Here is a 24,951-nt window from a genome sequence, read left to right on the forward strand (position 1 = left end):
TGCGCGGGGAGGCTGGAAGTGCCGTGCCGATCAGGCCGGACGAGCCAGGGCGTGAGCCCGAGGAGGACACGTGCAGCAGGAGAAGCAGCCCGAGTACGGCCCGGTGGTCTTCCGCGACCGCGCGGCCGGGTACGCCTTTCTGACCCGGTCGACCGCGACCAGCGAGCGGACCATCGAGTGGGACGACGGCCGGACGTACCCGGTGATCGACGTGGAGATCTCCTCCGAGAGCCACCCGTTCTTCACGGGCAAGGCGCGGACCGTGGACACCGAGGGCAGGATCGCGAAGTTCGAGCGGCGTTTCGGCGAGGGGGGCTGAGCGCGGTCGGGCCGTCTCGTCCGTCCGCTGCCGCGGAGCGGCGGGCGTCCGGCCGCCGGTACGGGACTCCCTGACCGTGTCCGCGGAAGGGGCGTGCGGCCGCGGTCGTCGCGGCGGTTCGTGCGCCGGCCGTAGCGGTCGGCGGACCCGCGGGCCGGTCGCTGGGGACCGGGCCGGAAAGGCGCACCCGGTTGCGCGGGCGGCGGCCGGGAGCCCTCGGCGGGGGCGGGGGCGCACGTCGCGGACGGCGTCCCCCCGCCCCGGCCGGGTGGGTCGAGCGAGGGCGCTCGGCGCCCTCCGCTCAGCTCGGGAAGGCGATCAGGCCTTCACGATGCCGGACTCGGAGACCTTGACGGACGCCGAGGTGCGGCCGGAGGCGGAGCCGAGGCCCTCGATCTTCTTGACCAGGTCCTGGCCCTCGACGACCTCGCCGAAGACGACGTGCTTGCCGTCGAGCCAGTCGGTGACGATCGTGGTGATGAAGAACTGCGAGCCGTTGGTGTTCTTGCCCGCGTTCGCCATCGAGAGCAGGTACGGGCGGTCGTGCTTGAGGTCGAAGTTCTCGTCGGCGAACTTCTCGCCGTAGATGCTCTTGCCGCCGGTGCCGTTGCCGTTGGTGAAGTCGCCGCCCTGCAGCATGAACTGCGGGATGACGCGGTGGAACGGGGAGCCGGCGTAGCCGAAGCCGTGCTGGCCGGTGGCCAGCTCGCGGAAGTTCTGCGCGGTCTTCGGGACGACCTCGTCGAACAGCTGGAAGACGATCCGGCCGGCGGGCTGGTCGTTGATGGTGATGTCGAAGTAAACGTTGTCGCTCATGAGGACATCCTGTCATTAGTCACGCACGGCGCGCGCACGGGCCGCCTCTCCCGGGTCCCGGCGCGCCGGTGCCCCGCGGCCCGTCGGGGGCGCGGGGCACCGGTGGCCGCGTACGGCGAGGGTCAGAGGAGCCCGCCGGAGCCGGGGGCGGGAAGGGTGCTCTGGGCACCCTCGACGGTGTCGAGCACCGTGTCGACGCCCTTGTCCTCCTGGAGGAGGCCGGTCGCGCCGCCCAGGGGGCTCTCGGCGGCGTTGGCCTGCGGCGGAGGCGTGACGAGGGCGGTGACGACGCCTGCGGCGAGGGAGGCGATGGCGAGCATGCTGCGCTTCTTCATGCCCTGGTCAACTGCTGAACGGCCGAGGAGTTACGGTCTCGGCCGGATCCGGGCGAACACTCCGTCCGCCGCCGGCCTCCGCCCCTCTCCTCCCGATGCACGTTTCCTCCCGATTTCGGCGGAACCATACGATGTGAGCGGATGTCTCTCCCAGTGACACCGCAAGTCCCCGAGCACGAGAGAGTGGGGGACGTCATGCATCACCGCCACACCCTCGCGGCCGTCACCGCGGGAATCCTTCTGACCGCCGGAATCGGCGCGACGATCCCGGCGGGCGCCGCGAACACCTCCGCCCCGAACAGGTCGGCCCCGACCACGCCCCTGGTCGTGAACGCCCGCTGGGCCGGCCACGCGTCCTACGACCGGCTCGTGATCGACGTGCGGGGCGCGACGCCCCCGGTCACCGTGCACCGGGTCGCGGCACTCCACCAGGACGGCTCGGGCCGGCCGGTCCCCCTGGCGGGCCGCCGGTTCCTGGAGATCCGCCTCTCCCCCGCGGCCGCCCACGACGAGGCCGGAAGGTCCGTCTACCAGGGGCCCCGACTGGTGAAGCTCGCCCTCCCCGCCCTCAAGGGGGTCGCCCTGACCGGCGACTTCGAGGGGGTGGTCACCCTCGGAGCCGCCTTCGACACCGAACCCGTGTACAGGACCTTCCGGCTGCACTCTCCGGAGCGCTTCGTGATCGACGTCGCCCACCCGGCAAGCTGCCGGCGCTGACGTTCCGGCCGGAGCGGGGGCCGTTCGGAGCGGCGGCCCCCGCGTCCTGCCCCCCTACGCCCGGCCGTGCCTCCTAGAAGGGGGTCTCTAGGTAGAACGGGGTGCCCGTCCGGCGCGCCCGGTCGACGCCGGCGAGGCGGGCGAACTCGCGCGGCTCCATCTCCCGTTCCCACTCGTCGAGCGTGTGGAGGCGGTACTCGCTGTGCTCCTCGGGGTCGAGGACGACCCCGGCGATCTGCTCGTCCGTCAGCTCGCCGCCGTCGAAGACGAAGCCGATGTGGTTGGCGGGCCAGTCCTCGCCCCGGTCGGTCACGAAGTGGGTGCCGAGCAGCAGGGGCGCGCCGGTGAAGACGATCCCGGTCTCCTCCCGGCACTCGCGCACCGCCGTACCCCAGGGGGTCTCCCCCGGGTCCATGTTCCCGCCGGGCCACTGCCACAGCTCGGTGTCGTAGGCGGCCCGGAGCTGGAAGGGGCGGCCTCGCGTGTCGGTGAAGTACAGGCAGGCGTACGCCGTCGCTCTGGGCAGGGTCGCGACGTACTCGACGGGTGGCAGCCAGGTGCTCGCCATGGGCGGCTCTCTTTCGACGGACCGATGGGATCACCCTCATCCAAGCGGTCCCGCGGACCGCTCCCCGCCCCTCCGGAGTGGATCACCGGATCGTGTGATCCGTTTTCCGCCGGTCCCACGCCCGCTCCGTCAGGTCGCCGACCGGGCCGGCACCCCGGTCGCCGACCGGGCACCCGCCGGGTCGGCCCGGTTCACCTGCCGGTCGGCGGGTCGCGGCGCAGGCGCCGGTCGAGCAGCCCCTCATGGACCAGGCGGCCGACGAGGGCGCTGCCGTAGACGACGAAGCCGACGCCGACGAGCCATGACTGGAGGACGAGGACGGTGCCGAACTGGCCGTAGGTGACCGCGTTCGAGGCGATCAGCGGGGAGAAGACGAGCTGGGAGAAGATGCGCAGCCCGAGGAGGCCGAGGGCGGTCAGGACGGCCCCGGGGGCGAGTGCCCGCCAGCGGATCCGCCCGCAGAGCAGGAAGCGCTGCGACCACCAGAAGAACAGGAAGGTGCCGATCAGGTCGCCCAGGGCCACGACGGCGGTGATCGCCGCCGGGGACTCCGCGGGCGCGGGGAAGGCGACGAAGAGCAGGAGGCAGGCGACGAGGACCGCCAGCCAGACGACGTGCCGCCACATGGTGTGCCAGCGGGCCGTCGGGAGGTCCCAGGCCCGCTCGTAGCCCGTCTGTACGGCGGATCCGAAGGTGACGCCGAAGGCGGCGAGGGCCGCGAGGCCGAAGGCGGTGGTGCGCTGGAGGGCCGCGCCCGGCTGCCCGAAGAGGCGTTCGACCTCCTCCTCGGAGACCTCGGAGACCCCGAGTCCCTGGACGAGCCAGCGGGCGAAGCCCTGGCCGCTCGCGAGGTCGGCGGCGGCGACGACGATGAGGAGGGGGACGAGTGTGAGCAGGCTGAGCGCCGCGAAGCCCATGGCGCGGTGCATGAGTTCCATGGCGCGGCCGCGGTTCCAGGCCAGCCCGACGGGCGAGGTGAGCACGCGCGCGTGGAGCCGCTGGAACCAGTGGCCGTGTTCGGGGCCGTGCTCGGTGGGGGCACCGTCGTACGGCGGACCGGGTGTGGAGGGCATGCCTCGTGAGGTACCCGGCTGGGCGGCGGGGCATCGCAGGGGTGCGGCCGAACGGGTGCCGGAGCCGGGAAGCGGGGCCGTCCGCGTGCTCGGGCGCGCCGGAGTCCGGCGCGGGTCGTCAGGCCGCGGGTCCGGGGTGGAGCGGGCGGGCCCCCGGCCCCGGGCGGACCGTGACGTCACGGGCGGACAGGGTGTCCCGTTCCTCGCCCTCGCACTGGACGACGACGCGGACGGGGGCTCCGCAGTCGGTGTGCCGGATGTCGAGGACCGGCCCCTCCGGTTCCCCCGCGTGGGTGTCGCCCCACTGCTTGAGGGCGAGGAGCACGGGCCAGAGGTCCACGCCCTTGCGGGTGAGCCGGTACTCGTACCGCGTCCGGGTACCGGGTTCGCGGTACGGCTCCGCGCGCAGCAGGCCCGCCGCGACGAGCTTGCGGAGCCGGTCGGCGAGGACGGCCTCCGAGAGCCCCAGGTGCCGGCGGAACTCGTCGTAGCGGCGCACGCCGTTGAAGGCGTCGCGCACGATCAGCAGCGTCCACTTCTCGCCCACGAGCTCCAGGGCGCGGCCGACCGGGCAGTTCCGCGCGTCCGTCTCCAGCCACTTCATCGTCACACTGTAGCCACCTGGCTGCGCCGTTGACAGTCAGCTTTCGGGACGGCTAGCTTCGCGGTACAGAGCCAGCTGACGGCAGCAGGCCGGGACGGGCGGAGAGTGGTCATGGGGCGGTCGCGCACGGTCGAGTGGGAGGACGCCGGAGCCACCGCACGGGCCGCCGGGACGATGGCCGGTATCGACTTCCTCCGGGAGATGGTCGCGGGACGCCTGCCGGGGCCGCCGATCGCGGCCCTGCTCGGCTTCGGCCTCGAAGAGGTCGAGGAAGGGCGCGCGGTGTTCACCCTGGAACCGGGCGAGGAGCACTACAACCCGATCGGCAGCGTGCACGGCGGGGTCTACGCGACCCTGCTGGACTCCGCGGCCGGGTGCGCGGTCCACTCGACGCTCCCCTTGGGCACGGCCTACACCTCGCTCGACCTGGCGACCCGCTTCCTCCGGCCGATCACGCTCGACACGGGCAAGGTCCGGGCGATCGGCACGGTGATCTCCCGCGGGCGCCGGACCGCGCTCGCCGAGGCGGGCCTGTACGACGCGCAGGACCGGCTGCTCGCCCACGCGACCAGCACGTGCATGCTGTTCCCCGTCCCGGGCGGTCCGGGGAGCACGCCCGCGTAGTGCCGCCGTCCCGGCGAGCGCGCGGAAGCCCCGTACCGGTCTCCGAGCGGCGCCGTTTCCGGGGCGTCAGCGCAGCGGTGCGACCGGGCGGGTGCGGGTGCAGCCGTCGGGGGCCACGTCGGGAACGCCGTTGCCCTGGAGGGCGGCGCTCACCAGGGTGGCGAGCAGATCGATGTCCGATCCCATGTCCAGACGGACCGTCACCCACCCCGATCCGGCGCGCAGACGGACCGCGCTCGACCCCAGGAGGGCATGGCGCAGCTTCGCGACCATGGCGCGGGTGAGATGGACGTCGGCCTCGTGCTCGCCGTGGAAGTGCACGATCTCCTGCGTCGCCGTACCGAACCCGAGCGGCGCGCCGCAATGGGCGCTGCCGGGGGTCAGCGAGGGCCAGCTCATCAATCGTTCACTGGCATGCCTGGCCGTGTTCATACGAGGAGCGTGCCGGGCCCCGGGGCCGCGCACAAGCGTCCGGCGGGAAGAATCCCGCCCGGGACCGAAACATGACTCCGGCATGGCTGGTGTGACCGTGCGTCACGACGTTCCGCGGGGCGGAAGTGACCGTGTGTCACTGGTGTGGTCGCACCCGGATGCGCGCCGCGAGGACGGCGACGTCGTCCTCCGCGCTGTGGGCGCCGAGGCGGCCGAGCACCTCTTCGACGACCTGGTCGGGACCGGGGTCCGTGGGGAGTCGGAGCGAGGCGAGGCGGGCGAGGGAGTGGTCGATGTCCTCGCCGCGGCGTTCGACGAGCCCGTCGGTGAAGAGGAGCAGGGTGTCGCCGGGATCGAGCGGACGGGTGGTCGGCTCGTAGCCCCCGACGCCGGTGCCGAGGGGCGGGCCCACGGGGAGGTGGACGAGCTCCGCCGAGCCGTCGGCGTGGAACACCGCGGGCGGGAGGTGTCCCGCGCTCGCGAAGGTCGCGGTGCCGCGGGCCGGGTCGACCCGGACCAGCAGGACGGTGGCGGGCCGGCGGGCGTCGTCCTCGGCGACCACGGAGTCGAGGTGGCGCAGTACCCGGTGCGGGGGCAGGTCGGTGGCCGCGGCCTCGCGCAGCGCGTTGCGGTAGGCGTTCATGTCCACGGCCGCGTCCAGGCCGTGGCCCATGACGTCCCCGACGACCAGCAGGCTGCGGCCGAAGTGGAGCCGTACGGTCTCGAACCAGTCCCCGCCGACGAGGGCGCGCGGTCCGGCGGGGAGGTAGCCGCCGGCGATCTCCAGGTTGGGGTGCGGGCGGCCGGGCTCGGCGACGAGCGCGCGCTGGAGGTGGAGGGCGGCGTCCTCGGCGGCGGCCAGCCGCCGGGCGTGGCCGAGATGGCGGGCCGCGAGGCGTGCGGCGTACCGGAGCAGGGCCGCCTCGTCCGCGGTGAAGGGCGGTCCGTCACGGGTCAGGGCGACCGTCCCGGCCGGCTCCTCGCCGTCGACCGCGAGGGGGAGGGAGAGCCGGTGGGAGGCGCCCCCGGTGGCGGTGCCGGCCTGGGCGGTGTCGCCGGAAGCGGTCCGGGCCACGGCCGCACCGGAAGCCGTGGAGGCGGTCGGCGGCAGCCCACCGGAAGCCGCCTCGCCCGGAGCCGTAGGAGCGGTCGGCGGCAGCCCGACGGGAGTGGCGGCGGGGTGCGTCGTGGCCCCGGCGGTCGGGGTGGCAGAGGCTCCCCGTTCCGGTGGTTCCGGTTCCGCGTGGGCCGCGCGCCACGGCGGGGCGCCCGGCTCCGCGAGCAGGTCCACGGTGGCAGTGGCGCGCAGACGCCGGGCGGCGAAGGCCGCGAGTTCGCGGCAGGTGCCCGTCTCGTCGAGCGTCGTGCCGATCGCACCGACCGCCTCCTCCATGGCCCGGACCCTGGCCAGGAGGGCGTGCTCCCGCTCCGTTTCCCGCTCCGCCACGACACCTCCACCGCCGAGAGGTCCCCGGGTGGCGTACCCGGTCACCCCCATTCCACCAGCGGGCGGTGTCCCGCGCGCGGCACGGACCTCGTGCGCGACGGTTGTGCGGCGGGGCCCGATCTGATCGAGTACAGCAGAGGCTACTGGCCAGTAGACGATTCCGCTCCTCGGGGGGACAGCGCATGACGACCGGTTTCTTCAGCTCCGTCGACGACGTCGCCGATCGCCTCGCCGCGACCGGCTACCTCGCCTCGCCCGCGGTCGCCACGACCGTCTTCCTCGCCGACCGCCTCGGCAAGCCGCTGCTCGTCGAGGGCCCGGCGGGGGTCGGCAAGACGGAGCTCGCCAAGGCGGTCACCGCGGTCACCGGCGCACGGCTGGTGAGGCTCCAGTGCTACGAGGGCGTCGACGAGTCCCGCGCGCTGTACGAGTGGAACCACGCCAAGCAGCTCCTGCGGATCACGGCCGGCCGGGGCGAGTCCTGGGACGACACGCGCACGGACATCTTCGGCGAGGAGTTCCTGCTCCCCCGGCCGCTGCTCACCGCGATCCGCTCCGAGGAGCCGACCGTGCTGCTCGTCGACGAGACGGACAAGGCCGACGTCGAGGTGGAGGGCCTGCTCCTGGAGGTCCTCGGCGACTTCCAGATCACCGTGCCCGAGCTGGGGACGATCAGGGCGACCCGGCGCCCCTTCACCGTGCTCACGTCGAACGCGAGTCGCGAGCTCTCCGAGGCCCTTCGCCGCCGCTGCCTCTTCCTGCACATCGGCTTCCCGGAGGAGGAGCTGGAGCGCCGGATCGTGACGCTCAAGGTGCCCGGCCTGGACGACGCGCTCGCCGGGTCCGTGGTGCGGGTCGTCGGGGCGCTGCGGGCGATGGACCTGCGCAAGGTCCCGTCCGTCTCGGAGACGATCGACTGGGCCCGCACCCTGCTCGCCCTCGGCGCCGACCGGCTGGACGAACGGGTGGTGCGCGAGACGCTGGGCGTGCTCCTCAAGCACCAGGAGGACATCGTGCGGGCCGCCGCCAAGCTGGACCTGGACGCGGTGTGACCGGCCTCCTCGACGGCGCCTCCGCCGTGGGCGCGTCGCCCGCGACGGCCGCCGCCCGTCTCACCGGTCTCGTCGGCGCGCTGCGCGCCCACGGGTTCGGGATCGGCACCGGCGAGACCGTGGACGCCGGACTCGCCCTCCAGGCGGTCGGCTTCACCCACCGCGAGCGGGTCCGGGAGGCGCTCGCCGCGACCCTGCTCCACGGCGGGGCGCAGCGTCCGGTCTTCGACCGCGTCTTCGACCTGTACTTCCCCCTCGGCCACGGCCGGGCCGCGGAGGCGTACGAGGACTCCCCCGCGGGCCCCGCCGAGCTCGCGGCCCTGCGCGACCGGCTCGCCGAGGCCCTCGTCGCCGGCGACGGCGCCACTCTCGACCGGCTCGCCGCGGAGGCCGTGGGGGGCTTCGGCGGGTTCGGCTCCGGGCCCGGGTCGGACGGCTGGTCCTCGTACCGCACGCTGGGCCGGCTGCGCCCGGAGACGCTGCTGGCACGCGTACGGGAGCGGCTCCGGGTCGCGCCCGGGACGGCCGGCCCCGAGTTCGCCGAGCGTCTGCTCGACGACGAGATCCGGCGCCGGATCGAGGACTTCCGCGAACGGGTCCGGACCGAGGCCCGTCGGCGAGTCGCCGAACGTCAGGGCCGCGACCGGGTCGCGCGGCGCGCGGTCGCGGGGACCGCGGACACCGTCGACTTCCTGCTGGCCGGCCGGACGCAGCTGGACGAGCTGCGGCGCACGGTCCGTCCCCTGGCGCGCAAGCTCGCCACCCGGCTGGCGGCCCGCAGGCGCCGGGCGTCGCGCGGCGAGATCGACCTGCGGCGGACGCTGCGGCGCTCGCTGTCGACCGGCGGTGTGCCGGTGCGGCCCGTGCTGCGCCGGCGCCCTCCCCGTCGGCCTGAACTGGTGCTGCTGTGCGACGTGTCCGGCTCGGTGGCCGGGTTCGCGCAGTTCACGATGCTGCTGGTGCAGGCCCTGCACGCCCAGTTCAGCCGGGTCCGCGTCTTCGCCTTCGTCAACCGGGTGGACGAGGTGACCGGCCTGATCGCCCGGGGGTCCGCCGACCCGGCCCGCCTCGGCGACCGCATCCTCGCCGAGGCCGAGCTGACCAGGTGGCACGGGCAGAGCGACTACGGGACGGCCCTGGGCGAGTTCGCCGACCGGTACGCCGAGGCCCTCGGCCCGCGCACCGTGGTCTTCGTCCTCGGCGACGCCCGCACCAACGGCTCCGACCCGAACCTCCCGGCCCTGAAGCTGATCGCCGACCGGGCGCGGCGGGTCCACTGGCTGAACCCCGAGCAGCCCTCGCTGTGGGGTACGGGCGACTCGGTGGCCCCCGCCTACGCCGGCCTCGTCGAGATGCGCCCCTGCCGCAACGCCCGCCAGCTCGGCGCGCTGATCGGCCGGCTGCTCCCCGTGTGAGGCTCGCCCTCGCGGAGACGGGAGCACTCTGGCGGCGTCCGAGGGGCATCCCAGGCGCGGGCTGGCGCACACCGGCGGCGTCCGAGGGGCCTCCCACGCGCGGGCGTGGCGCGGCCGGAGTCCGGCCCGCCGTGCTCTCCCGCGTGGCACGATCGGTCCATGGCACCCACCGGATCCGACCGTCCCGAGACGGAGTTCCCCCGCTCGATCGGCGCCCCCGCCACGCGTGCGCTGGCCGCGGCCGGCTATACACGGCTCGACCAGCTCTCCGGGGTCCCCGCAGCGGAGCTGGCCGCCCTGCACGGCGTGGGCCCGAAGGCGCTGCGCTTGCTCGCCGAGGTGCTCGCGGAGCGCGGCCAGTCCCTGGGATGACGGCCGGTCGTCCCCCGGTCGGGCCTCGGTTGTACGCCGGGCGGGCCCGCGAACTAGCGTGACCCCCATGGAACTCCTGGGAGAGATCACCGCCGACCGCCCGCTGCTCGTCCTCGCCGTCAAGGAGGAGGCGCAGTTCCTGGACACCTCGCTGCCGGTCCTGCTGACCGGCATGGGCAAGGTGAACGCGGCGACCGCGCTCGCGACCGTCCTCGGCCGGGGCCCCCGGCCGTCGGGGATCGTGAACCTGGGGACGGCGGGAGCGCTCCGCCCGGGCTGGACCGGGACGCACGTCGTCGGCACGGTCGTGCAGCACGACCTCGACGGACAGCTCCTGGCGACACTGACCGGCGAGACGTACGGGGCCCCGCTCGCGCTGCCGGACGGCGGGGACGTGGTCCTGGCCACCGGGGACGCGTTCATCTCGGACGAGGCCGCCCGGGCCCGGCTCGCGGAGCGGGCGCCGCTGGTCGACATGGAGGGCTACGCGCTGGCGGCGGCCGCGGAGCTGGCCGGGGTGCCGCTGCGCATCGTGAAGCACGTCAGCGACGAGGCGGGCGACGGCGCCGCGCGCACCTGGCGTGAATCGGTCGCCGAGTGCGCGCGGGCCCTTGCCGACTGGGCGGCGGCGAACACCCCGTACCGCGTCTGACGGACGCGGGCCCGGGAGGGGTCAGCGGTGCTGGAAGTGGACCTCCGGGTTCGCCGGCGACGGACCGTCGAGCAGCGGGCGCGGGAGTCCCCGCAGGTGCTGGTCGAAGAAGGCCGCGACGTACGCCCGGGTGACGGCGACGGCGCGGTCGGTGGGCAGCTCGGGCAGCGGCAGGCCGAAGTGCCGCGAGATGACCGGGCCGTCGGAGAAGGTGAAGTGCTCGGAGCCCGCCACGGTGATCCAGCGCTTCCACCCGTCGAGGGCGGCCCACGTCCGGTCCCAGCTGGTGTCCGTGCCCCCCGGCAGGTGCACGGCGTCATGGGTGCCGAGCATCATGAACGGCCGGCCCCGCAGCCCTTCGGCCGGGAGATCCTCCCAGAACGCGCCGTCCATGTCGATCCCGGCGTCGACGCGCGGGTCGGCCACCATCGTGGTGGCCGCGCTCGCCCCGCCGATCGAGTGGCCGGCCATGCCGATGCGACGGCTGTCGATCAGCCCGGCGTGCTTCCAGACGGGACGGGGACCGGTGAGCCGGTCCAGGACGTACCGCATGTCTGCGGCGCGCGTCGAGGTGACCACGGACGCGGGCACACCGCCCTCGTCGAGGGCGGTGCAGGCGACGCAGGTGAGCGTGCGGCCTCCGGGCAGGCTGATCCCGTACGACTCGTAGGCGTGGTCGACCGAGGCGACGACGTAGCCGCGGGAGGCGAGGTCCTCCGCGAGGTGGGTGAGGGTCCAGCGGGAGACGCTGAAGCCCGGGGAGAGCAGGACCAGGGGCCGGCGGCCCGGGGCGGGCCGCGCGTCGGTCCTGCTGTGGGTGCGGGTGCGGGCGAGCAGGTCGCCGGAGACACCGGGCCCGAGCTGCTCGGCGAGCAGCCGCGCCTCCTCGCGGGTGGCGTACGGCGCGGGGCGGCCGTCTGTGTCGCGTGCGGCCGGGTAGTGGAGGGTCACCATGAGCGCCCGCCCGTCGGCGGACGGGACCCACGGGTCGGTCCGGGAGCGGTCGACGAGCGGCAGGACGGTGCTCCCGACGGCGTGCGGTCCGGTGGGTGCGGGCAGGACGGCGGGTTTCGCCGGCCGTGCGGTCGCCGCCGGCGGCGGGACGTCGGTGGTGGCGGCGGTGGCGACACCTGCGGGTAAGGCGACGGAGCAGACGAGGAGGGCGGCGACGGCCGCCCTGGTGAATCGGATCATGAGGGCACGGTAGGAGATCCGACCGCGTCGGCGCGTCCTGCCGGAGGCCCATGTCCCGTCAGACCGGGGGCTGATGCGTCGGGCTCGGCGCCGCCCGACTCCCGGACCGCCCTTGACAGTCCGGAAGCCGTCCTGCCTAAGCTGAGCCGTCGCCGTCCCGAATCCGGACGGGATCTCGGCCCGGACCTGCGGGGAGGCGGATGTGCGCGGAGCGAGCGCGGCACCCTTCCACCCCCGTCCCGGCCGCCGGATGAGCGCACGGCTCGTGTGCCGGCGGCACGTCGACCTCTGCCGCACCTCCTCGGCCATCTGTCCTTCCTCCCGCGCCTGACCCGCTCCCACGGGTCCGCGCCTCCGCCGCCCTCACGCCGCCCGGCCCCGCGCGGTCGCGCCCGCGCGCGCCCACGGGTCCCGCGGCGTGCCCCGCGTTCCCGGAAGGACTCCCCATGCCCCGCCCCGCCCTGCGCCTGGCCGTCGAGATCGACGGCGACGGCGCCCATCCGGCCGCGTGGCGCCGTGCCGCGCACTCCCCCGGCGAGCTGCTGACCCCGCGTCGGCTCGCCCGGGTCGCGGCCGTCGCCGAGAACGCCGGGTTCACCCTGGTCACCCTGGACGACTCGATCCTGCCGCCGGCCTCCGGGGCCGGCCCCTCGGGACGGATCGGCGCGGTGGAGCGAGCCGCGTACGTGGCCGCTTCGACGAGCGTCCTCGGCGTGGCGCCGGTTCTGGCGACCACCTACGCCGAGCCGTTCCACGTCTCCTCGCAGCTCGCCTCGCTGGACCACGTCTCGACCGGCCGGGCCGGCTGGGTGCTGGGGGTCGAGGAGGATCCCGCCGCGGCCCGCGCCTGGGGGCGGCCCCCGGTCGAGGGGGCGGAGGCCAGGGCCCGCGAGGCACGGGACGGGCTCCGCGTCGTACGGGACCTGTGGGACTCCTGGGAGGACGACGCGGTCATCCGGTCGGTGGCGACCAGCCGCTATCTCGACCGGTCGCGGCTCCACGCCGTCGACTTCACCGGAGAGACCTATTCGGTGCGGGGGCCGTCGATCGTGCCGCGCCCGCCGCAGGGACGACCGGTGGTCCTCGCCCGCCCGGGACTCGTACCGGACGAGCTGGTCGACGTGGCCCTCGTCGGGGGAGGCAGCGCCGCCGAGGTGGCCGCCGCGGCCGCGGGGAGGGGCGTGTCGCCGCTCGCCTTCGCCGAGATCGAGGTGGCCCTGGACACCCCGCGCGAGACGGCCGGGGAACGGATCGCGGACCTGGAGCGGCACGCCCCGTGGACCGCACGGCCGGACAGGCTGCGGTACACCGGGCCCGCCGACGGGCTGGTCTCCCTGCTCGTCGAGCTGGGCGGACGCCTCGACGGGGTGCGGCTGCACCCGCTCGTGATCGACGAGGACCTCGCCGTGCTGTCCCGGCTCGTGCTGCCCGAGCTGTTCGTCCGGCGGGCGGCGGCCCGGCCGCTGCCCGGCACCACCCTGCGCTCCTCCCTGGGCCTCCCCCGGCCCCTCAGCCGCTTCGCGACCAGCGATGGCGCCGCCGCCACACCCGTACGGGAGGAGACCCGATGACCCGCACCGATCCCGCCGACGTCCCCCGCCCTGACGCGCAGCTGCACTTCGGGGTGTTCTTCCAGGGGGTCAACCACTGGACGATCTGGTCCGATCCGTCGAGCGGCTCGCAGATCGACCCGGCCTCCTTCCTCCGGGTCGCGCGGACCGCCGAACGCGGGCTCTTCGACGCCTTCTTCCTCGGGGACGGCCTGCGGCTGCGCGAGTCGGGGGGCGGTGTCCACGAGCTCGACGTGGCCGGCCGCCCGGACTCGATCACCCAGCTGTCGGCCCTCGCCGCCGCCACCGAGCGGATCGGGCTCGTCTCCACCTCCAACACCACGTACAACGAGCCGGGCGACCTGGCCCGGCGGCTCTCCGGTCTCGACCTGCTGTCCGGCGGCCGGGCCGGCTGGAACGTGGTGACCACGCACAACGCCTGGACCGGGGAGAACTTCCGGCGCGGCGGTTTCCTCGAGCACGCCGACCGCTACCGGCGCGCCGAGGAGTTCCTCTCGGCGGCACGCGCCGTGTGGAACGGCTGGTCCGACGGCGCGGTCGCCGGGTCCGTCGACGCGCGGTCCTGGTCGGTGCCCGGCACGGTGGGGCGCGTCCGGTCGCAGGGCGCGCACGTCGACGTCGACCTGGTGCCGACGCTTCCGCGCAGTGCGCAGGGCCATCCGGTGATCTTCCAGGCGGGCGACTCGGGCGAGGGCCGGGACTTCGCCGCCCGGCAGGCGGACGTCGTGTTCTCGGCGCACGGCACGGACTTCGACGAGGCACTGGCCTTCGCGGAGGACGTCCGCCGGCGGCTGCGGGCGGCGGGCCGGGCCGAGGACGCGCTGAGGATCCTGCCGGGGACGGAGATCGTCATCGGCGCCACCGAGAAGGAGGCCGAGGAGAAGCAGCGCTGGGTCCGCGGCGAGCAGGTCACCCCGGCGGTGGCGCTCGGCATCGCGAGCCGGCTCTGGGGCGTCGACCTGTCGGAGCGGGACGCCGACGGGCCGCTGCCCGCCGAGGAGCCGGTGGTCGTCCGCGACACCGGTACGTTCGGGACGCGCTGGGTGGAGGACCCCCGGGCGGTGGTGGCGGTGTGGCGCGCGAAGGCCGAGGCCAACGGCTGGACGCTGCGCGAGACCGTCATCGAGCTCGGCCCGCAGCGCGGTCACGCCGGGACGCCGGCCGGACTCGCCGAGAAGTTCGCCCGGTTCGTCCGGCACGGGGCCGTCGACGGCTTCAACGTCTCGCCCTACCTGGTGCCGGACGGACTCGACGACATCGTCGAACTGCTCGTGCCCGAGCTCCAGGAGCGGGGCGTGTACCGGTCCGCGTACACGGGCACGACGCTTCGGGAGCACCTGGGGCTCGCCCCGGCGGTGTGACGGCGGGAGGGGCGGGCCCGCGCGGGGGCGGCGGGCCCGCCCCTCCCGATCTCGACCGGCGCGATCCGTGCCGGGGCCCGGCCCGGGTCAGCCCGGCCGGGCCGGTTCCGTGCCGGAGCCCGGGTCAGCCCAGGGGCAGTTCCAGGAAGGACGGCTCCTGCTCGGGGGAGCCGATGACGGTCTGCGTCCAGGTGACGGAGGCGTCCCCGTACAGCGGGTCCTTGCTGTCGACGACCAGCATCAGCCGGTTCCCGGCGGGGAGGTCGTACGCGGCCGCCTGGAGCGTCCAGGCGACGGTGGTTTCCTGGTCGGGTGTCAGGCCGTACACGTTGAGGGGTTCGTGGCTGATGATCCGGGCCGTGCCGTCCGCGGCGACGTCCAGGAGGTGGGCGTAGAGGCTCGCGGAGGCGGCGGTGGAGCGGACGGTGAGACGGAGCCGGGGGATGCCCCGGATCCGGCGGCCGACGGTCCCGGCGCCGTCGCGCGGGACGAGGGGCTCCGTCGTCCACGCGACGGCGTGGCGGCGGTCGATCTTGTGGGTGTCGTAGATCTTGGGGTTGCCCCGCCACTCGGCCTGACCGGTCTTCATGAGGGCGTCCATGGCGGTGGCCTCGGTGTCCACGCCCGCGAGGAACGCCCGCCGCCAGCCGGTCTCCTCCGCCCCGGGCCCGCCCTGCGGGACGAGGCGTCCGTCGGTGCCGCCCGCACCGTCGCCGGTGAGACCGAACACCTCGGTCGCGCCGGTGACCTCGCTCCAGGTGGCGCTGGTCTCGCGGCGGGCGGGCACGACGATCCGGTTCTCCGCGGTGGGTTCGCCGGTCCCCGGGTCGAGGACGGGCTCCGTCACGTAGGAGAACATGACCTGGTTGCAGACCTCGGGCCAGTCCTCGACGCCGTTGCGTTCGCCCTTGAGGTGGTGGTCGAGCCAGGCGTAGGCCTCGGCCATGGGGAGGTCGGTCTCTCCCGGGACGGCGGGCGGCCCGATGAGCGCGGGACCCTCCGGTGCGGCGTGGTCGCCGATCCACAGGTTGAGCCGCTTGGGCACCTCCAGGCCGTTGAAGGTCACCAGGGTCTGGTTGACCGCGAAGAGGCTCTCGTGCCAGGTGTGGGAGAAGAAGGTGGGCGTGCCGTTCTCGTTGGTGAGGGCGAGGTAGGACTCGGGGGCGCGCCTGAGGCCCCACTCGACGACGGCGTCCAGGTTCCGGTCGGCCTGGAAGTCGGCGAGGATCGCCCGGTTGGCCGCGTCGAACCTGGTCTCGACCGGTCCGCCGGTGAGTGCGAGGAGGGCCTTCACCGCCGCGAGGTGGCGGGTGCCGTGGTCGTAGAGGCTGGTCGCGAGGTTGCCCCAGGTGCTGAGGGCGACGACGGCGGCGACCCGGTCGTCGTGGGCGGCGACGAGCTGGCTGATCCCGGAGCCGTACGACTCGCCCATGAAGCCGATGACGCTCGGGGCGAAGCGGTCGACGGCGAAGTCGACGACCGCGGAGCCGTCGGCCCAGTCGTGGGGGCCCGCGACGTCGACGAGGCCGCCGGAGGTGGAGGGGAGTCCGGGGAGGCCGAGGCCGCGCGGGGTGTAGGCGAGGACGTGGTAGCCCCTGCGGGCCAGTTCGAGGTACGACCAGAGGAACAGGGACCAGCCGAAGGGGGTCCATCCTGCGGGCACGACGACCAGCGGGTGCGGTCCGGGCCCGAGCTGCCGGAGGCTGAACGCGGACAGCCGTACGTTCTCCGCGGATCCGTCGGTCGCCGCGGCGCCCTCGACGCGGTGGTAGGCCGGCTGCGCCAGCCCGCGCACCTCCTCGACGGCCGCGGCGAGTTCGGCGGGGAGCAGCTCCGTGGCGGTGCCGGTGCCGTCGGGCCCGCACAGGAGCGCGTGGGCGAGGGTCTGGCCGAGCCGGACGGCGCCGGGGTCCACCGTGCCGTCCGCGGCCCAGAGGCCGCGTGCGGTGATCGCGGAGGTCTCGGCCGCGGTCAGGGCCGCCGTGACGTCCGGGAAGCCGGGGAAGTGTTCGGACGAGCCGGTGGTGAAGGCTTTCTCCTGGGGCACGGGCACCCGTTCCTCTCGCTGGGCCGGTGTCGTGGCGGTCCGCGCGGCGGACGGTCACGAGCCTCACGCATGCGGTGGGGAACGGGCCAGAGCGCATGAACGGCGCACGTGTCGCGCAACCGGGCGGGAACGACACAAGCCGCCCCGAACTCGATGTTTGGGGGTGCACGGGGGGCGGTCGGGTCAGCGGGGCACGGGCGGATACGCCACGACCACGGCGGCGACGTCGTCGTCGAGGCCGTCGGCTCCGTACGCGGCGAGGTCCTTGTGGAGGAGGTCCGGCACCTCGTCGAGAGGTTCCCGTGCCCAGCCGCGCAGACGGAGTTCCAGCGGATAGAAGGTGCCGGTCCGGTCGCGGGTCTCGCTGACGCCGTCGGTGTAGAGGAGCAGCCGGTCCCCCGGGCCGAACGGCACCTCCTCGACGCGGTGGTGGGACGCGGCGAGACCCGCGAGGTTCACCGGCAGCGAGGGGTCGGCGAACCGCACGGCCGCGACCTCGCCGCCGTGCTGGAGCAGCGGGGGCGGGTGGCCGCAGGTGAGCAGCCGGGCGACGTCCTCGTCGTCGGGGAGTTCCACGAGGACGACGGTGGCGAAGCGTTCGGCGGCGTCGGAGTCGGGGTCCCAGGCGCCGTACCGGGCGAGGCCCTCCTCCAGCCGGTCGGCGAGGGCGGGCAGGCCGGAGGCGTCGTCGACGGCGGCGCGGAAGGAGCCGAGCAGCACGGAGGCGGTCTCGACGGCGCCCAGACCCTTGCCCTGGACGTCGCCGAGCATGATGCGCACGGCGCCGGGGACGCGCACGGCCTCGTAGAAGTCGCCGCCGATCCTGGCCTTGGCCGCGGCGGCCACGTACAGCAGGCGGAGGTCGAAGCGGCCGAGGCGGGCAGGGAGCGGTCGCAGCACGACGCGCTGGACGACCTCGGCGACGGCGGTGAGTTCGCGCATGTCCCGCTCGTAGCGGGTGCGGACCCGGCTGACCCAGGCGGCGGCCGCGGTGACGCCGGCGATGACGGTCAGGTTGGCGACGAGTTCGGGCACTGCGGCGAAGTCGCCCCGGATGGCGCCGAGCAGCACCCGTGCGACGACGGCGAGCAGCCCGATGGCGACGGTCCCGCGCACGCTCCAGGTGACGGCGGCGAGCGCGGGGGCCGCGACCAGGAGCCGGTCGAAGCGCTCGCGGTCGGGGGTGACGAGATCGACGGCGAACGTCAGGACGAGGACCAGGAAGGGAAGCGCGCGGCCGAGGTTGAACTGGGCGCGCGCCGGAGCACCGGGGCGGCCCCGCTGACCTGCTGGCATCTCATGATCGTACGCAGGCTGGGCCGTCGGATCGGGCTGTCGGCGGCTCCGGGCGTGTCCGCCGCCCGCCGTCGCGGGGCAGCGCGAGCGCCGCGGGGAGCGCGAGGGCGGCGATCAGGACCAGGGCCGGGAGGGCGGCCCCGCGGGCCGGTACGAACCCGCCGTCCGGGACGAGGGCGAGGAGCAGGGTCGCCACGGCGACGCCGAGGGCGGGTCCGACGTTCATCACGGTCTGCTGGAGGCCGCCGGCGACTCCTGCGTGGGCCTCGGGGGCCCGGTGCACGACGACCGAGGTCGCGGTGACCATCAGGGTGACGAACCCGGCGCCGAGCAGGGCGGCGCTCGCCGCGACGGGTGCCGGTCCGGCCGTCGCGTCGAGCCGGGAGAGCAGGAACACGCCGAGGGTGAGCAGGGCGGCGCCCGCGGTCGCCGTACGGCGGGGGCCGAAGCGGCGCTGGAGCGGCGGGCAGAGCGGTGCGCCGAGCACCATGAGGGCGGCGAGCGGGAGCGTGCGCAGCGCGGACCCGAGGGGGTCGAGTCCCTGCACGTCCTGGAGGAAGTACGTCGCCACGAAGAGCGCGCCGAAGAGGGCGGTCGAGGCGGCCAGCAGGACGGCGAGGCCGGCCAGGACCGGGACGCTCCGGAGCAGCTCCGGGGGCAGCAGGGGGCGCTCGGCGCGGCGCTCGTGGCGTGCCAGGGCGAGCCCGGCGAGGACGGCTCCGGCGATGGCGAGGAGGCCGGCGGGGGCGCCGCCGGGGCGGGCGGTGCCGACGAGTCCGTGGACGAGGAGGCCGAGCGCGGCGGCGAGCAGCAGGGCGCCGGCGGGGTCGAGCGCGGACAGGCGGCCCGTGGGGGCGGAGGGCCGCGGGGGGAGGTCCGGCGGGGGCACGGCGCGGTCCCGGGTGGTGAGGGCGAGCAGGCCGATGGCCAGGGTCGGGGGCACGCCGAGGAGGAACACGGCCCGCCAGCCGTACGCGGAGACCAGCGCGCCGCCGACGAGCGGTCCGGCGGCCGCGGCGAGGCCGATGGCGGCGGTGCGCACGGCGATGGGGGTGCCGAGCCGGTCCGGTGGATAGGCGGTCCGGAGCATGCCGAGCGTGGCGGGCTGGAGGAGCGCTCCGCAGATGCCCTGGAGCACCCGCAGCGCGATCACGGCGCCGATGCCGGGGGCGAGGGCGATGCCGGTGGAGGCGGCGGCGAAGCCGAGGGCGCCGAGGGCGAAGACCCGGCGGTGGCCGTAGCGGTCGCCGAGCCGTCCGGCGAAGACGAGGAGGCTCGCGACGGCGACGAGGTATCCCGTGCTGGTCCACTGCACCTGGCCGATGTCGGCGTGCAGATCGCGCTGGAGCGCGGGCTGGGCGATGGTGAGGACGGTGCCGTCGAGGGCGACGACCGCCGCGCCGACGACGCTGCACGCCAGGACCGGGCCGCGGCGCGCGGTCACCGGGCCTCCCCGTCGGGTCCGAGGTGGGCGTCGAGGGCGGCGGCGAGGAGCGGGGCGGGGTCGTCGCCGCCGGTGGCGAGCCGGAGGCTGCCCCAGTGCCAGAGCTGGGCGATGCCGTGGAGGTTGGCCCAGAGGGCGCCGGCGAGGACGGTGGGGTCGGCCGCGTCGGGGCGGACGCGGGCGACGAGTCCGGTGAGGCGGGCGAAGAGCGGCAGGCTCGTCTCCCGCAGGCCGAGGCGGCCGCTCTCCAGCAGGTCGTGCCGGAACATCAGCTCGTACATGCCGCGCCGGGTGTCGGCGTAGTCGAGGTAGACGCGGGCCAGGAGCGCGATCCGTTCGCGTGGCCCGGCGTCCTCCCGGTCGTGCGCCGTGACGCGGTCGGCCAGTTCGGTGAAGCCCTGGCGGGCGATGGCCGACAGCAGTTCGAGATGAGTGGGGAAGTGGCGGCGGGGTGCGCCGTGGGAGACGCCCGCCCTGCGGGCGATCTCGCGCAGCGACAGGGCCTGGCAGCCCTCGGCGTTCACCAGCTCGACGCCGGTGCGGACGAGCCGCTCGCGCAGCCCTCCGTCTCCGGGCTCCTCGACGGGGCCGTCGCCGCCTCCGGTCGTCCTCGCGGGCGCCCGGCGGTCCTGTTCCGTTTCTTCGTCTCCCTGGTTCACAGACACTGTCTACCAAGATCGAGTAGACGCTGTCTACCCACTCTCGCGCCCCGGTCCGCTACACTGGGGCACAGCGAAGGGGAGTAGCCCTGCGAATCGGTCGTCGACATACTGGAGCCCTCGGGTTCCCGGTGACCGGGTCCGCGTTCCACGCGGGCGGGCGAGACCTTCGGCCAGGCATCAACCGCGTCCGCGTCTCCGTGGGCGTGGTCCGTCATGCCGGGCCGAGTGGTCCTCCCGTCGCCCATCGAGGCGCCGTGCCGGGTCCGCGGGCCCGGACCGAGCAGAGAGCCCCGGTATGCACCTCGACCCCTTGGCGATCCTCACCGCCTTCGGGCTGATCTTCCTCGCCGAGCTTCCCGACAAGACGATGTTCGCGTCCCTCGCCATGGGCACGCGGATGCGTCCCCTCTACGTCTGGATCGGCACCTCCACCGCCTTCCTCGCGCACGTCGCCCTCGCGGTCGGAGCCGGCAGCCTGCTCGGGCTGCTCCCCGGCTGGTCCGTGAAGCTCGTCTCCGCCCTGCTCTTCGGCTTCGGCGCGTTCATGCTGCTGCGCGGCGGGGGCGACGACGACGAGACCGACGAGGGCGGCACGACCGTCACCGGCTTCCTGCCCGTCTTCTCGACGGCCTTCATGGCCGTGTTCATCAGCGAGTGGGGCGACCTCACCCAGATCACCACGGCCAACCTCGCCGCCACGAACGGCACCTGGTCGACCGCGATCGGCTCCCTGGCCGCCCTGATGAGCGTCTCCGCCCTCGCCCTCGTCGCCGGCCGCTTCATCGCGAAGCGCGTACCGCTCAAGACCGTGCAGCGGATCGGCGGCGTCTGCATGGCCGGACTCGCGATCTGGTCCCTGACCGAGGTCTTCACCGGCTGACGCCGAGCAGCCCTGACCGAGGTCTTCACCGGCTGACGCCGAGCAGCCACCGCGACGGCGCGGCCTCCCCGCGACCACAGGCCCCCACCCACCCGGTGGGGGCCTCCCGCCGTCCCCTCCCACCGGCGCGGACCCCTTGATGAAGCGCTGAATCACTGCTTCACTCCTTCCATGCCCTACCGACGCACCCCCGCCGTCCAGGCCCGACTCGACGCCCAGCGCGCCTCCGTCGTCGACGCGGCCCGGGCCCTGCTCTCCGAGCAGGGCTACGCGGGATGCACGGTGGCGGCCGTCGCCGCCCGCGCCGGAATCGCCACCGGCAGCGTGTACCGCCACTTCCCCAGCAAGGCCGACCTCTCCGTGGAGCTCTTCCGGACCGTGGTGAGCCGGGAGGTCGCGGCCGTCTCCGAGGCGGCCGCCCACCCCGCCCACGACTCGGCCGCCGAGCGGGTGGTCGCCGTCATCGAGACCTTCGCCCTGCGCGCCCTCAAGTCGCCGCGCCTCGCCTACGCCCTGCTCGCCGAGCCCGTCGACCCGGCCGTGGACGCCGAACGCCTGGTCTTCCGGCGCGCGTTCCGCGACGTGTTCGCCGCGCGCGTCGAGGAGGGCGTGCGCTCGGGCGAGCTGCCGCCCCAGGACCCGGTCCTGACGGCCTCGGCACTGGTCGGGGCGGGCGCCGAGGCGCTCGTCGGCCCGCTGACGGAGGGGTCCGTCGGGCCCGGCGCCGTACCCGCCCTCGTCACCTTCACCCTGCGAGCTCTGGGAGTTCCCGATGCCGACCACGCATGAGGTCACCAACCAGGTACCGCCCCTGACCGGCTACGACGTCTCCGCCGACCCCGCGCTCCTGGAGGCTCTGCGCCGGGAGGGCGCGGCCTGGGCCGAGGCGGAGGTCCGCGAGCTCGGCGCACGCGCGGGCGGCGAGCAGGCCCAGGAGTGGGGTCGGCTCGCCGAGCGACACTCCCCCGTGCTCCACACGCACGACCGGTACGGCCACCGGATCGACGAGGTCGAGTTCCACCCGCACTGGCACGAGCTGATGGACGTGGCCGTCCGCCACGGGCTGCACGGCGCGCCCTGGCGCGACGACCGGCCGGGCGCACACGTCGCCCGCGCGGCCAAGCTGTTCGTGTGGGGCCAGGCCGACGCCGGGCACCTGTGCCCGATCTCCATGACGTACGCGGCGGTGCCCGCGCTGCGCGCCCAGCCCGACCTCGCCGAGGTGTACGAGCCGCTCCTGACCTCCTCCTCGTACGACTTCGGCCTCCGGGTGCCGACGGAGAAGCGCGGGATCATCGCCGGGATGTCGATGACCGAGAAGCAGGGCGGCTCGGACGTCCGGGCCAACACGACCCGTGCCGTACCGACGGACGAGCCCGGTCTGTACGCGCTGACCGGCCACAAGTGGTTCACCTCGGCGCCGATGTCCGACGTCTTCCTCACCCTGGCCCAGGCGCCGGGCGGACTCTCCTGCTTCCTGGTGCCGCGCGTCCTGCCGGACGGCAGCCGCAACGCGATCCGGCTCCAGCGGCTCAAGGACAAGCTGGGCAACCGCTCCAACGCCTCCTCCGAGATCGAGTACGAGGGCGCCCTGGGCCGGCTCGTCGGCGAGGAGGGCCGCGGCGTGGCCACCATCATCCGCATGGTCAACATGACCCGCCTCGACTGCGCCCTCAGCTCGGCGTCCGGGATGCGCCTGGGCCTGGTCCAGGCCGTGCACCACGCCACGCACCGCGAGGCCTTCGGCGCACGGCTCGTCGACCAGCCCCTGATGCGCAACGTCCTGGCCGACCTCGCGGTGGAGGCGGAGGCCGCCACCCTCGCGGCACTGAGGCTGGCCGGCGCGGTCGACCGGGCCACGCGCGGCGACGCGGAGGAGGAGCAGCTGCGGCGCCTCGGACTCGCGGTCACCAAGTACTGGGTGTGCAAGCGGGCGCCCGCCCACGCGGCGGAGGCCCTCGAATGCCTGGGCGGCAACGGGTACGTGGAGGAATCCGGTCTTCCGAGGCTCTACCGGGAGTCGCCACTGCCGTCGATCTGGGAGGGCTCGGGCAACGTCGCCGCGCTCGACGTGCTGCGGGCGATGGCCCGTCAGCCCCAGGCGGTGGAGGCCTTCTTCGCGGAGGTCGACCGGGCCGCGGGCGCGGATCGGCGGCTGGACGCGGCCGTCGCCGGCCTCCGCAAGGACCTCGCCGGGCTCGGCGACCCGGACGCGGCCGCCTACGGGGCGCGCCGCCTCGTCGAGCGGCTGGCCCTGGTCCTGCAGGGCTCGCTGCTCGTGCGGCACGGCGACCCCGCGGTGGCGGACGCGTTCTGCGCGTCACGGCTCGACGGCGACCGCGGCCTCGCGTTCGGCACGCTGCCCGCGGGCGTGGACACGGCGGCGATCATCGCCCGCAGCGGGCCGGACGCGGCGAGCGCGGCCTAGGGCAATGCGTACGGCGGTCGGCGCAGGCTTGGCCGGCCGTCCGGGCGACGGGCCGCGCCCATGTCGCCGGGCGCCGGGCCCTCCGTGGGCGCGGCGCCTCGGTGTCCCGGGGAAAACACCTGGCCCCGGCGCGCGGTGCTCGATACGATCATCGTGATGACGACTTCCTCTGCTCTCAGATCGGGGGTTCCGTCCGCGCAAGGTGAGTGCTGATGACCACTCCCCGCGTGAACGGCGACACCCGCCATTCCCTCTGGCTGCGCGTGCGCGAGTTCGCCGTGCCGCCCTCCATGATCGAGACCGCCGGCCGGCGCCGTTCCGTCGGCGACTGGGCGGGCGCCTGCGCCGCGGCCCGCGTCGACGTCGATCTCGACCTGCGCTCCGCCGCCCGCACGTACGGGCGGGAACGCGCCGCCCTCGTCAAGGCCGACCTCCGGCGACTCGCTCCCGACCTGCTGCGCTGGCACATGCCGCGGATCGCTCCCGACGGACTCCTGCGCCCGGGCCTCACCGTGCCGCTGGCGCGGTACGCGGCCCCTGGGGAGGACGGCTCGGGCGCCGCGCCCCCGGGCGCCGCCTCGTCGCCGCCGCTCTTCCTCGTGGTGCGGACCGCGCCCGCCTGGGCGGACGCCGGTCAGCGGCTGAGCCTCGCTCTGTGGGACGGTGCGCGGTCCTCCGAGGGCGAGCGCCGGCATCCGCATCCACGGCCGAGCCGGCGGTACCGCCTGGATCTGCACCGTCACCTCTGGGACGCGACCCGCAGTGACGAACTGCGGCTCCGTTCCGGGGCCGACACCGTATCGCCGCCGGATCCGCCGCTGCCGGACGAGGAGAGGGACGACCGGGCCGTCGACCGCTGGGCGGCGGAGGCCGGGATCCTCCTCGCGTCGGAGGGCCGGGGTTCCGGGCGGGTCGGGGTACGGCTCGGGGCCCGCCGGCACCTGGTGCTCGACGTGCCGCCGGACGGCGGCCCCGTCTCGATCCTGCCCGCTCCCCGCGCGGCGGTGGAGGCGCTGCCCACGCTGCCCGACGCGGCGACCTGGGTACCGCCCGACCTCGCGTTGCTGCGCGCCGGACTCGTCGAGGCCGGGCGGCTGCACCCCCTGGTCGCCGCGGCGCTCGTGCCCGGCCGGCCGGCCGCGGGACCGGCCCCGACCGCCGACCCGCCCGGGCGGCCACGCCTGGTGGACTGCCGGGGAGTCCCGCACCGCATCGGCTTCTCCGACGGCGTCCTGGCCCCGCTCGACCACGGTCCCGCCGAGATCCGGCGGGAGGAGCTGCTGGTCGCGCTCGGCGGCCCTCCGCTCCCCTGTCTCCAGGCCGTCGACGAGGCCCACCGGCGGCCGGACTGCCTGACCGGCGTCCGGGAGCGCCTGGACCACGGCGACATCGCGGGCGCGCTGGCCGTCGTCGAGGGCCTGCTGGGTCCCGGCGCGGCGCTGCGCAACGGCGCGCTGCGGGACGCCCTGGAGTCCGCCGCCCGGCGGCGCATCGCGTACGGGCTGTACCGGGCGGACCTGTACGGCCCTGGGCCGACCCGCGCGGGCCCTCCCGGCCCCGAGCGTCCCCGCAACCGTCGCACCCGCCCCCACCGCTCCCGCTGACCCGCGCGACACCGGCATCCGCGCCGGTACCACGTGTC

The 24,951-nt window shown here is 75.1% G+C and carries 26 protein-coding genes; 14 read left to right on the forward strand and 12 right to left on the reverse strand.

All coding sequences use genetic code 11. The features are described from left to right. Positions 1-70 precede the first annotated feature (70 nt). Positions 71-319 carry a type B 50S ribosomal protein L31 gene (locus tag ACF09E_RS13895; RefSeq protein ID WP_361851505.1) on the forward strand — a complete coding sequence of 83 codons (249 nt, stop codon included), beginning with the start codon at positions 71-73 and terminating at the stop codon, positions 317-319. A gap of 318 nt (positions 320-637) precedes the next feature. On the opposite strand, the gene ACF09E_RS13900 is transcribed toward ACF09E_RS13895, so the two are convergent. Together ACF09E_RS13900 and ACF09E_RS13905 are read right to left on the reverse strand one after the other, a co-directional pair. Further along, the gene (locus ACF09E_RS13900; protein WP_392205387.1) at positions 638-1,135 is read right to left on the reverse strand and encodes a peptidylprolyl isomerase; all 498 of its coding nucleotides are present in this window, start codon (positions 1,133-1,135) and stop codon (positions 638-640) included. Positions 1,136-1,257: 122 nt separating this feature from the next. Next, complete coding sequence (locus tag ACF09E_RS13905; protein WP_361851511.1) at positions 1,258-1,470, reverse strand: hypothetical protein; 213 nt, start codon at positions 1,468-1,470, stop codon at positions 1,258-1,260. A 195-nt stretch (positions 1,471-1,665) separates the two neighbouring features. Between ACF09E_RS13905 and ACF09E_RS13910 the strand changes: the two genes are divergently transcribed. Beyond that, positions 1,666-2,187, forward strand: a complete 522-nt coding sequence (locus ACF09E_RS13910; protein ID WP_392205388.1) for a hypothetical protein — start codon at positions 1,666-1,668, stop codon at positions 2,185-2,187. Positions 2,188-2,260: 73 nt separating this feature from the next. Here the strand turns inward: ACF09E_RS13910 and ACF09E_RS13915 are convergent, their stop codons facing one another. From ACF09E_RS13915 to ACF09E_RS13925, 3 genes are all read right to left on the reverse strand, one after another. Then, on the reverse strand, positions 2,261-2,755 hold the full coding sequence (locus tag ACF09E_RS13915) for an NUDIX domain-containing protein (protein ID WP_392205389.1): 495 nt from the start codon (positions 2,753-2,755) through the stop codon (positions 2,261-2,263). Positions 2,756-2,946: 191 nt separating this feature from the next. Further along, positions 2,947-3,828, reverse strand: a complete 882-nt coding sequence (locus tag ACF09E_RS13920; RefSeq protein WP_392205390.1) for a YhjD/YihY/BrkB family envelope integrity protein — start codon at positions 3,826-3,828, stop codon at positions 2,947-2,949. Between the two features lie 118 nt (positions 3,829-3,946). Further along, entirely contained in the window at positions 3,947-4,432 is a 486-nt protein-coding gene (locus ACF09E_RS13925; protein ID WP_392205391.1) for a winged helix-turn-helix transcriptional regulator, read from the reverse strand. Between the two features lie 111 nt (positions 4,433-4,543). On the opposite strand from ACF09E_RS13925, the gene ACF09E_RS13930 reads away from it, so the two are divergent. Next, the gene (locus ACF09E_RS13930) at positions 4,544-5,056 is read left to right on the forward strand and encodes a PaaI family thioesterase (RefSeq protein WP_392205392.1); all 513 of its coding nucleotides are present in this window, start codon (positions 4,544-4,546) and stop codon (positions 5,054-5,056) included. 66 nt (positions 5,057-5,122) lie between these two features. On the opposite strand, the gene ACF09E_RS13935 is transcribed toward ACF09E_RS13930, so the two are convergent. Then, complete coding sequence (locus tag ACF09E_RS13935) at positions 5,123-5,455, reverse strand: luciferase family protein (protein ID WP_392205393.1); 333 nt, start codon at positions 5,453-5,455, stop codon at positions 5,123-5,125. A 169-nt stretch (positions 5,456-5,624) separates the two neighbouring features. Continuing rightward, positions 5,625-6,935: a PP2C family protein-serine/threonine phosphatase gene (locus ACF09E_RS13940; RefSeq protein WP_392205394.1), complete on the reverse strand. Its 1,311-nt coding sequence runs from the start codon at positions 6,933-6,935 to the stop codon at positions 5,625-5,627. A 182-nt stretch (positions 6,936-7,117) separates the two neighbouring features. On the opposite strand from ACF09E_RS13940, the gene ACF09E_RS13945 reads away from it, so the two are divergent. From ACF09E_RS13945 to ACF09E_RS13960, 4 genes are all read left to right on the forward strand, one after another. Further along, positions 7,118-7,987 (forward strand): AAA family ATPase, encoded by an 870-nt coding sequence (locus ACF09E_RS13945; protein ID WP_392205395.1) that lies wholly within the window; start codon positions 7,118-7,120, stop codon positions 7,985-7,987. Next, positions 7,984-9,402 carry a VWA domain-containing protein gene (locus ACF09E_RS13950; protein WP_392205396.1) on the forward strand — a complete coding sequence of 473 codons (1,419 nt, stop codon included), beginning with the start codon at positions 7,984-7,986 and terminating at the stop codon, positions 9,400-9,402. The genes ACF09E_RS13945 and ACF09E_RS13950 overlap by 4 nt, the downstream gene beginning before the upstream one ends. A gap of 159 nt (positions 9,403-9,561) precedes the next feature. Further along, the gene (locus ACF09E_RS13955; protein WP_392205397.1) at positions 9,562-9,774 is read left to right on the forward strand and encodes a DNA-binding protein; all 213 of its coding nucleotides are present in this window, start codon (positions 9,562-9,564) and stop codon (positions 9,772-9,774) included. A gap of 67 nt (positions 9,775-9,841) precedes the next feature. Further along, on the forward strand, positions 9,842-10,426 hold the full coding sequence (locus ACF09E_RS13960; protein WP_392205398.1) for a nucleosidase: 585 nt from the start codon (positions 9,842-9,844) through the stop codon (positions 10,424-10,426). 21 nt (positions 10,427-10,447) lie between these two features. Here ACF09E_RS13960 and ACF09E_RS13965 read toward each other — a convergent pair whose 3' ends face one another. Further along, positions 10,448-11,620 (reverse strand): alpha/beta hydrolase family protein, encoded by a 1,173-nt coding sequence (locus ACF09E_RS13965; RefSeq protein ID WP_392205399.1) that lies wholly within the window; start codon positions 11,618-11,620, stop codon positions 10,448-10,450. A 250-nt stretch (positions 11,621-11,870) separates the two neighbouring features. On the opposite strand from ACF09E_RS13965, the gene ACF09E_RS13970 reads away from it, so the two are divergent. The 3 genes from ACF09E_RS13970 (at position 11,871) to ACF09E_RS13980 (ending at position 14,552) form a co-directional block, all read left to right on the forward strand. Further along, positions 11,871-11,951, forward strand: a complete 81-nt coding sequence (locus tag ACF09E_RS13970; RefSeq protein ID WP_361854754.1) for a putative leader peptide — start codon at positions 11,871-11,873, stop codon at positions 11,949-11,951. A gap of 115 nt (positions 11,952-12,066) precedes the next feature. After that, positions 12,067-13,191, forward strand: a complete 1,125-nt coding sequence (locus tag ACF09E_RS13975; RefSeq protein WP_392205400.1) for an LLM class flavin-dependent oxidoreductase — start codon at positions 12,067-12,069, stop codon at positions 13,189-13,191. Next, positions 13,188-14,552, forward strand: coding sequence for an NtaA/DmoA family FMN-dependent monooxygenase (locus tag ACF09E_RS13980; RefSeq protein ID WP_392205401.1), 1,365 nt, complete (start codon positions 13,188-13,190; stop codon positions 14,550-14,552). The genes ACF09E_RS13975 and ACF09E_RS13980 overlap by 4 nt, the downstream gene beginning before the upstream one ends. Before the next feature lie 124 nt (positions 14,553-14,676). On the opposite strand, the gene ACF09E_RS13985 is transcribed toward ACF09E_RS13980, so the two are convergent. From ACF09E_RS13985 to ACF09E_RS14000, 4 genes are all read right to left on the reverse strand, one after another. Further along, entirely contained in the window at positions 14,677-16,599 is a 1,923-nt protein-coding gene (locus ACF09E_RS13985) for a CocE/NonD family hydrolase C-terminal non-catalytic domain-containing protein (RefSeq protein WP_392205402.1), read from the reverse strand. A 183-nt stretch (positions 16,600-16,782) separates the two neighbouring features. Continuing rightward, on the reverse strand, positions 16,783-17,895 hold the full coding sequence (locus tag ACF09E_RS13990) for a PP2C family protein-serine/threonine phosphatase (protein ID WP_392205403.1): 1,113 nt from the start codon (positions 17,893-17,895) through the stop codon (positions 16,783-16,785). Between the two features lies 1 nt (position 17,896). Continuing rightward, positions 17,897-19,339 (reverse strand): MFS transporter, encoded by a 1,443-nt coding sequence (locus ACF09E_RS13995; RefSeq protein ID WP_392205404.1) that lies wholly within the window; start codon positions 19,337-19,339, stop codon positions 17,897-17,899. Continuing rightward, positions 19,336-19,899 carry a TetR/AcrR family transcriptional regulator gene (locus tag ACF09E_RS14000; RefSeq protein WP_392205654.1) on the reverse strand — a complete coding sequence of 188 codons (564 nt, stop codon included), beginning with the start codon at positions 19,897-19,899 and terminating at the stop codon, positions 19,336-19,338. The genes ACF09E_RS13995 and ACF09E_RS14000 overlap by 4 nt, the downstream gene beginning before the upstream one ends. Before the next feature lie 397 nt (positions 19,900-20,296). Between ACF09E_RS14000 and ACF09E_RS14005 the strand changes: the two genes are divergently transcribed. The 4 genes from ACF09E_RS14005 to ACF09E_RS14020 all read left to right on the forward strand — a co-directional run bounded on the left by ACF09E_RS14005 (position 20,297) and on the right by ACF09E_RS14020 (position 24,913). Next, positions 20,297-20,881, forward strand: coding sequence for a TMEM165/GDT1 family protein (locus ACF09E_RS14005; RefSeq protein ID WP_392205405.1), 585 nt, complete (start codon positions 20,297-20,299; stop codon positions 20,879-20,881). Between the two features lie 171 nt (positions 20,882-21,052). After that, a complete protein-coding gene (locus tag ACF09E_RS14010; protein WP_392205406.1) occupies positions 21,053-21,670 on the forward strand; it encodes a TetR/AcrR family transcriptional regulator in 618 nt (205 codons plus the stop codon). Next, positions 21,654-23,309: an acyl-CoA dehydrogenase family protein gene (locus ACF09E_RS14015; RefSeq protein WP_392205407.1), complete on the forward strand. Its 1,656-nt coding sequence runs from the start codon at positions 21,654-21,656 to the stop codon at positions 23,307-23,309. The genes ACF09E_RS14010 and ACF09E_RS14015 overlap by 17 nt, the downstream gene beginning before the upstream one ends. A gap of 212 nt (positions 23,310-23,521) precedes the next feature. Then, the gene (locus ACF09E_RS14020; protein WP_392205408.1) at positions 23,522-24,913 is read left to right on the forward strand and encodes a hypothetical protein; all 1,392 of its coding nucleotides are present in this window, start codon (positions 23,522-23,524) and stop codon (positions 24,911-24,913) included. Positions 24,914-24,951: the final 38 nt, after the last annotated feature.

The sequence above is a fragment of the Streptomyces sp. NPDC014891 genome, from assembly GCF_043081085.1.
GTDB lineage: Bacteria > Actinomycetota > Actinomycetes > Streptomycetales > Streptomycetaceae > Streptomyces.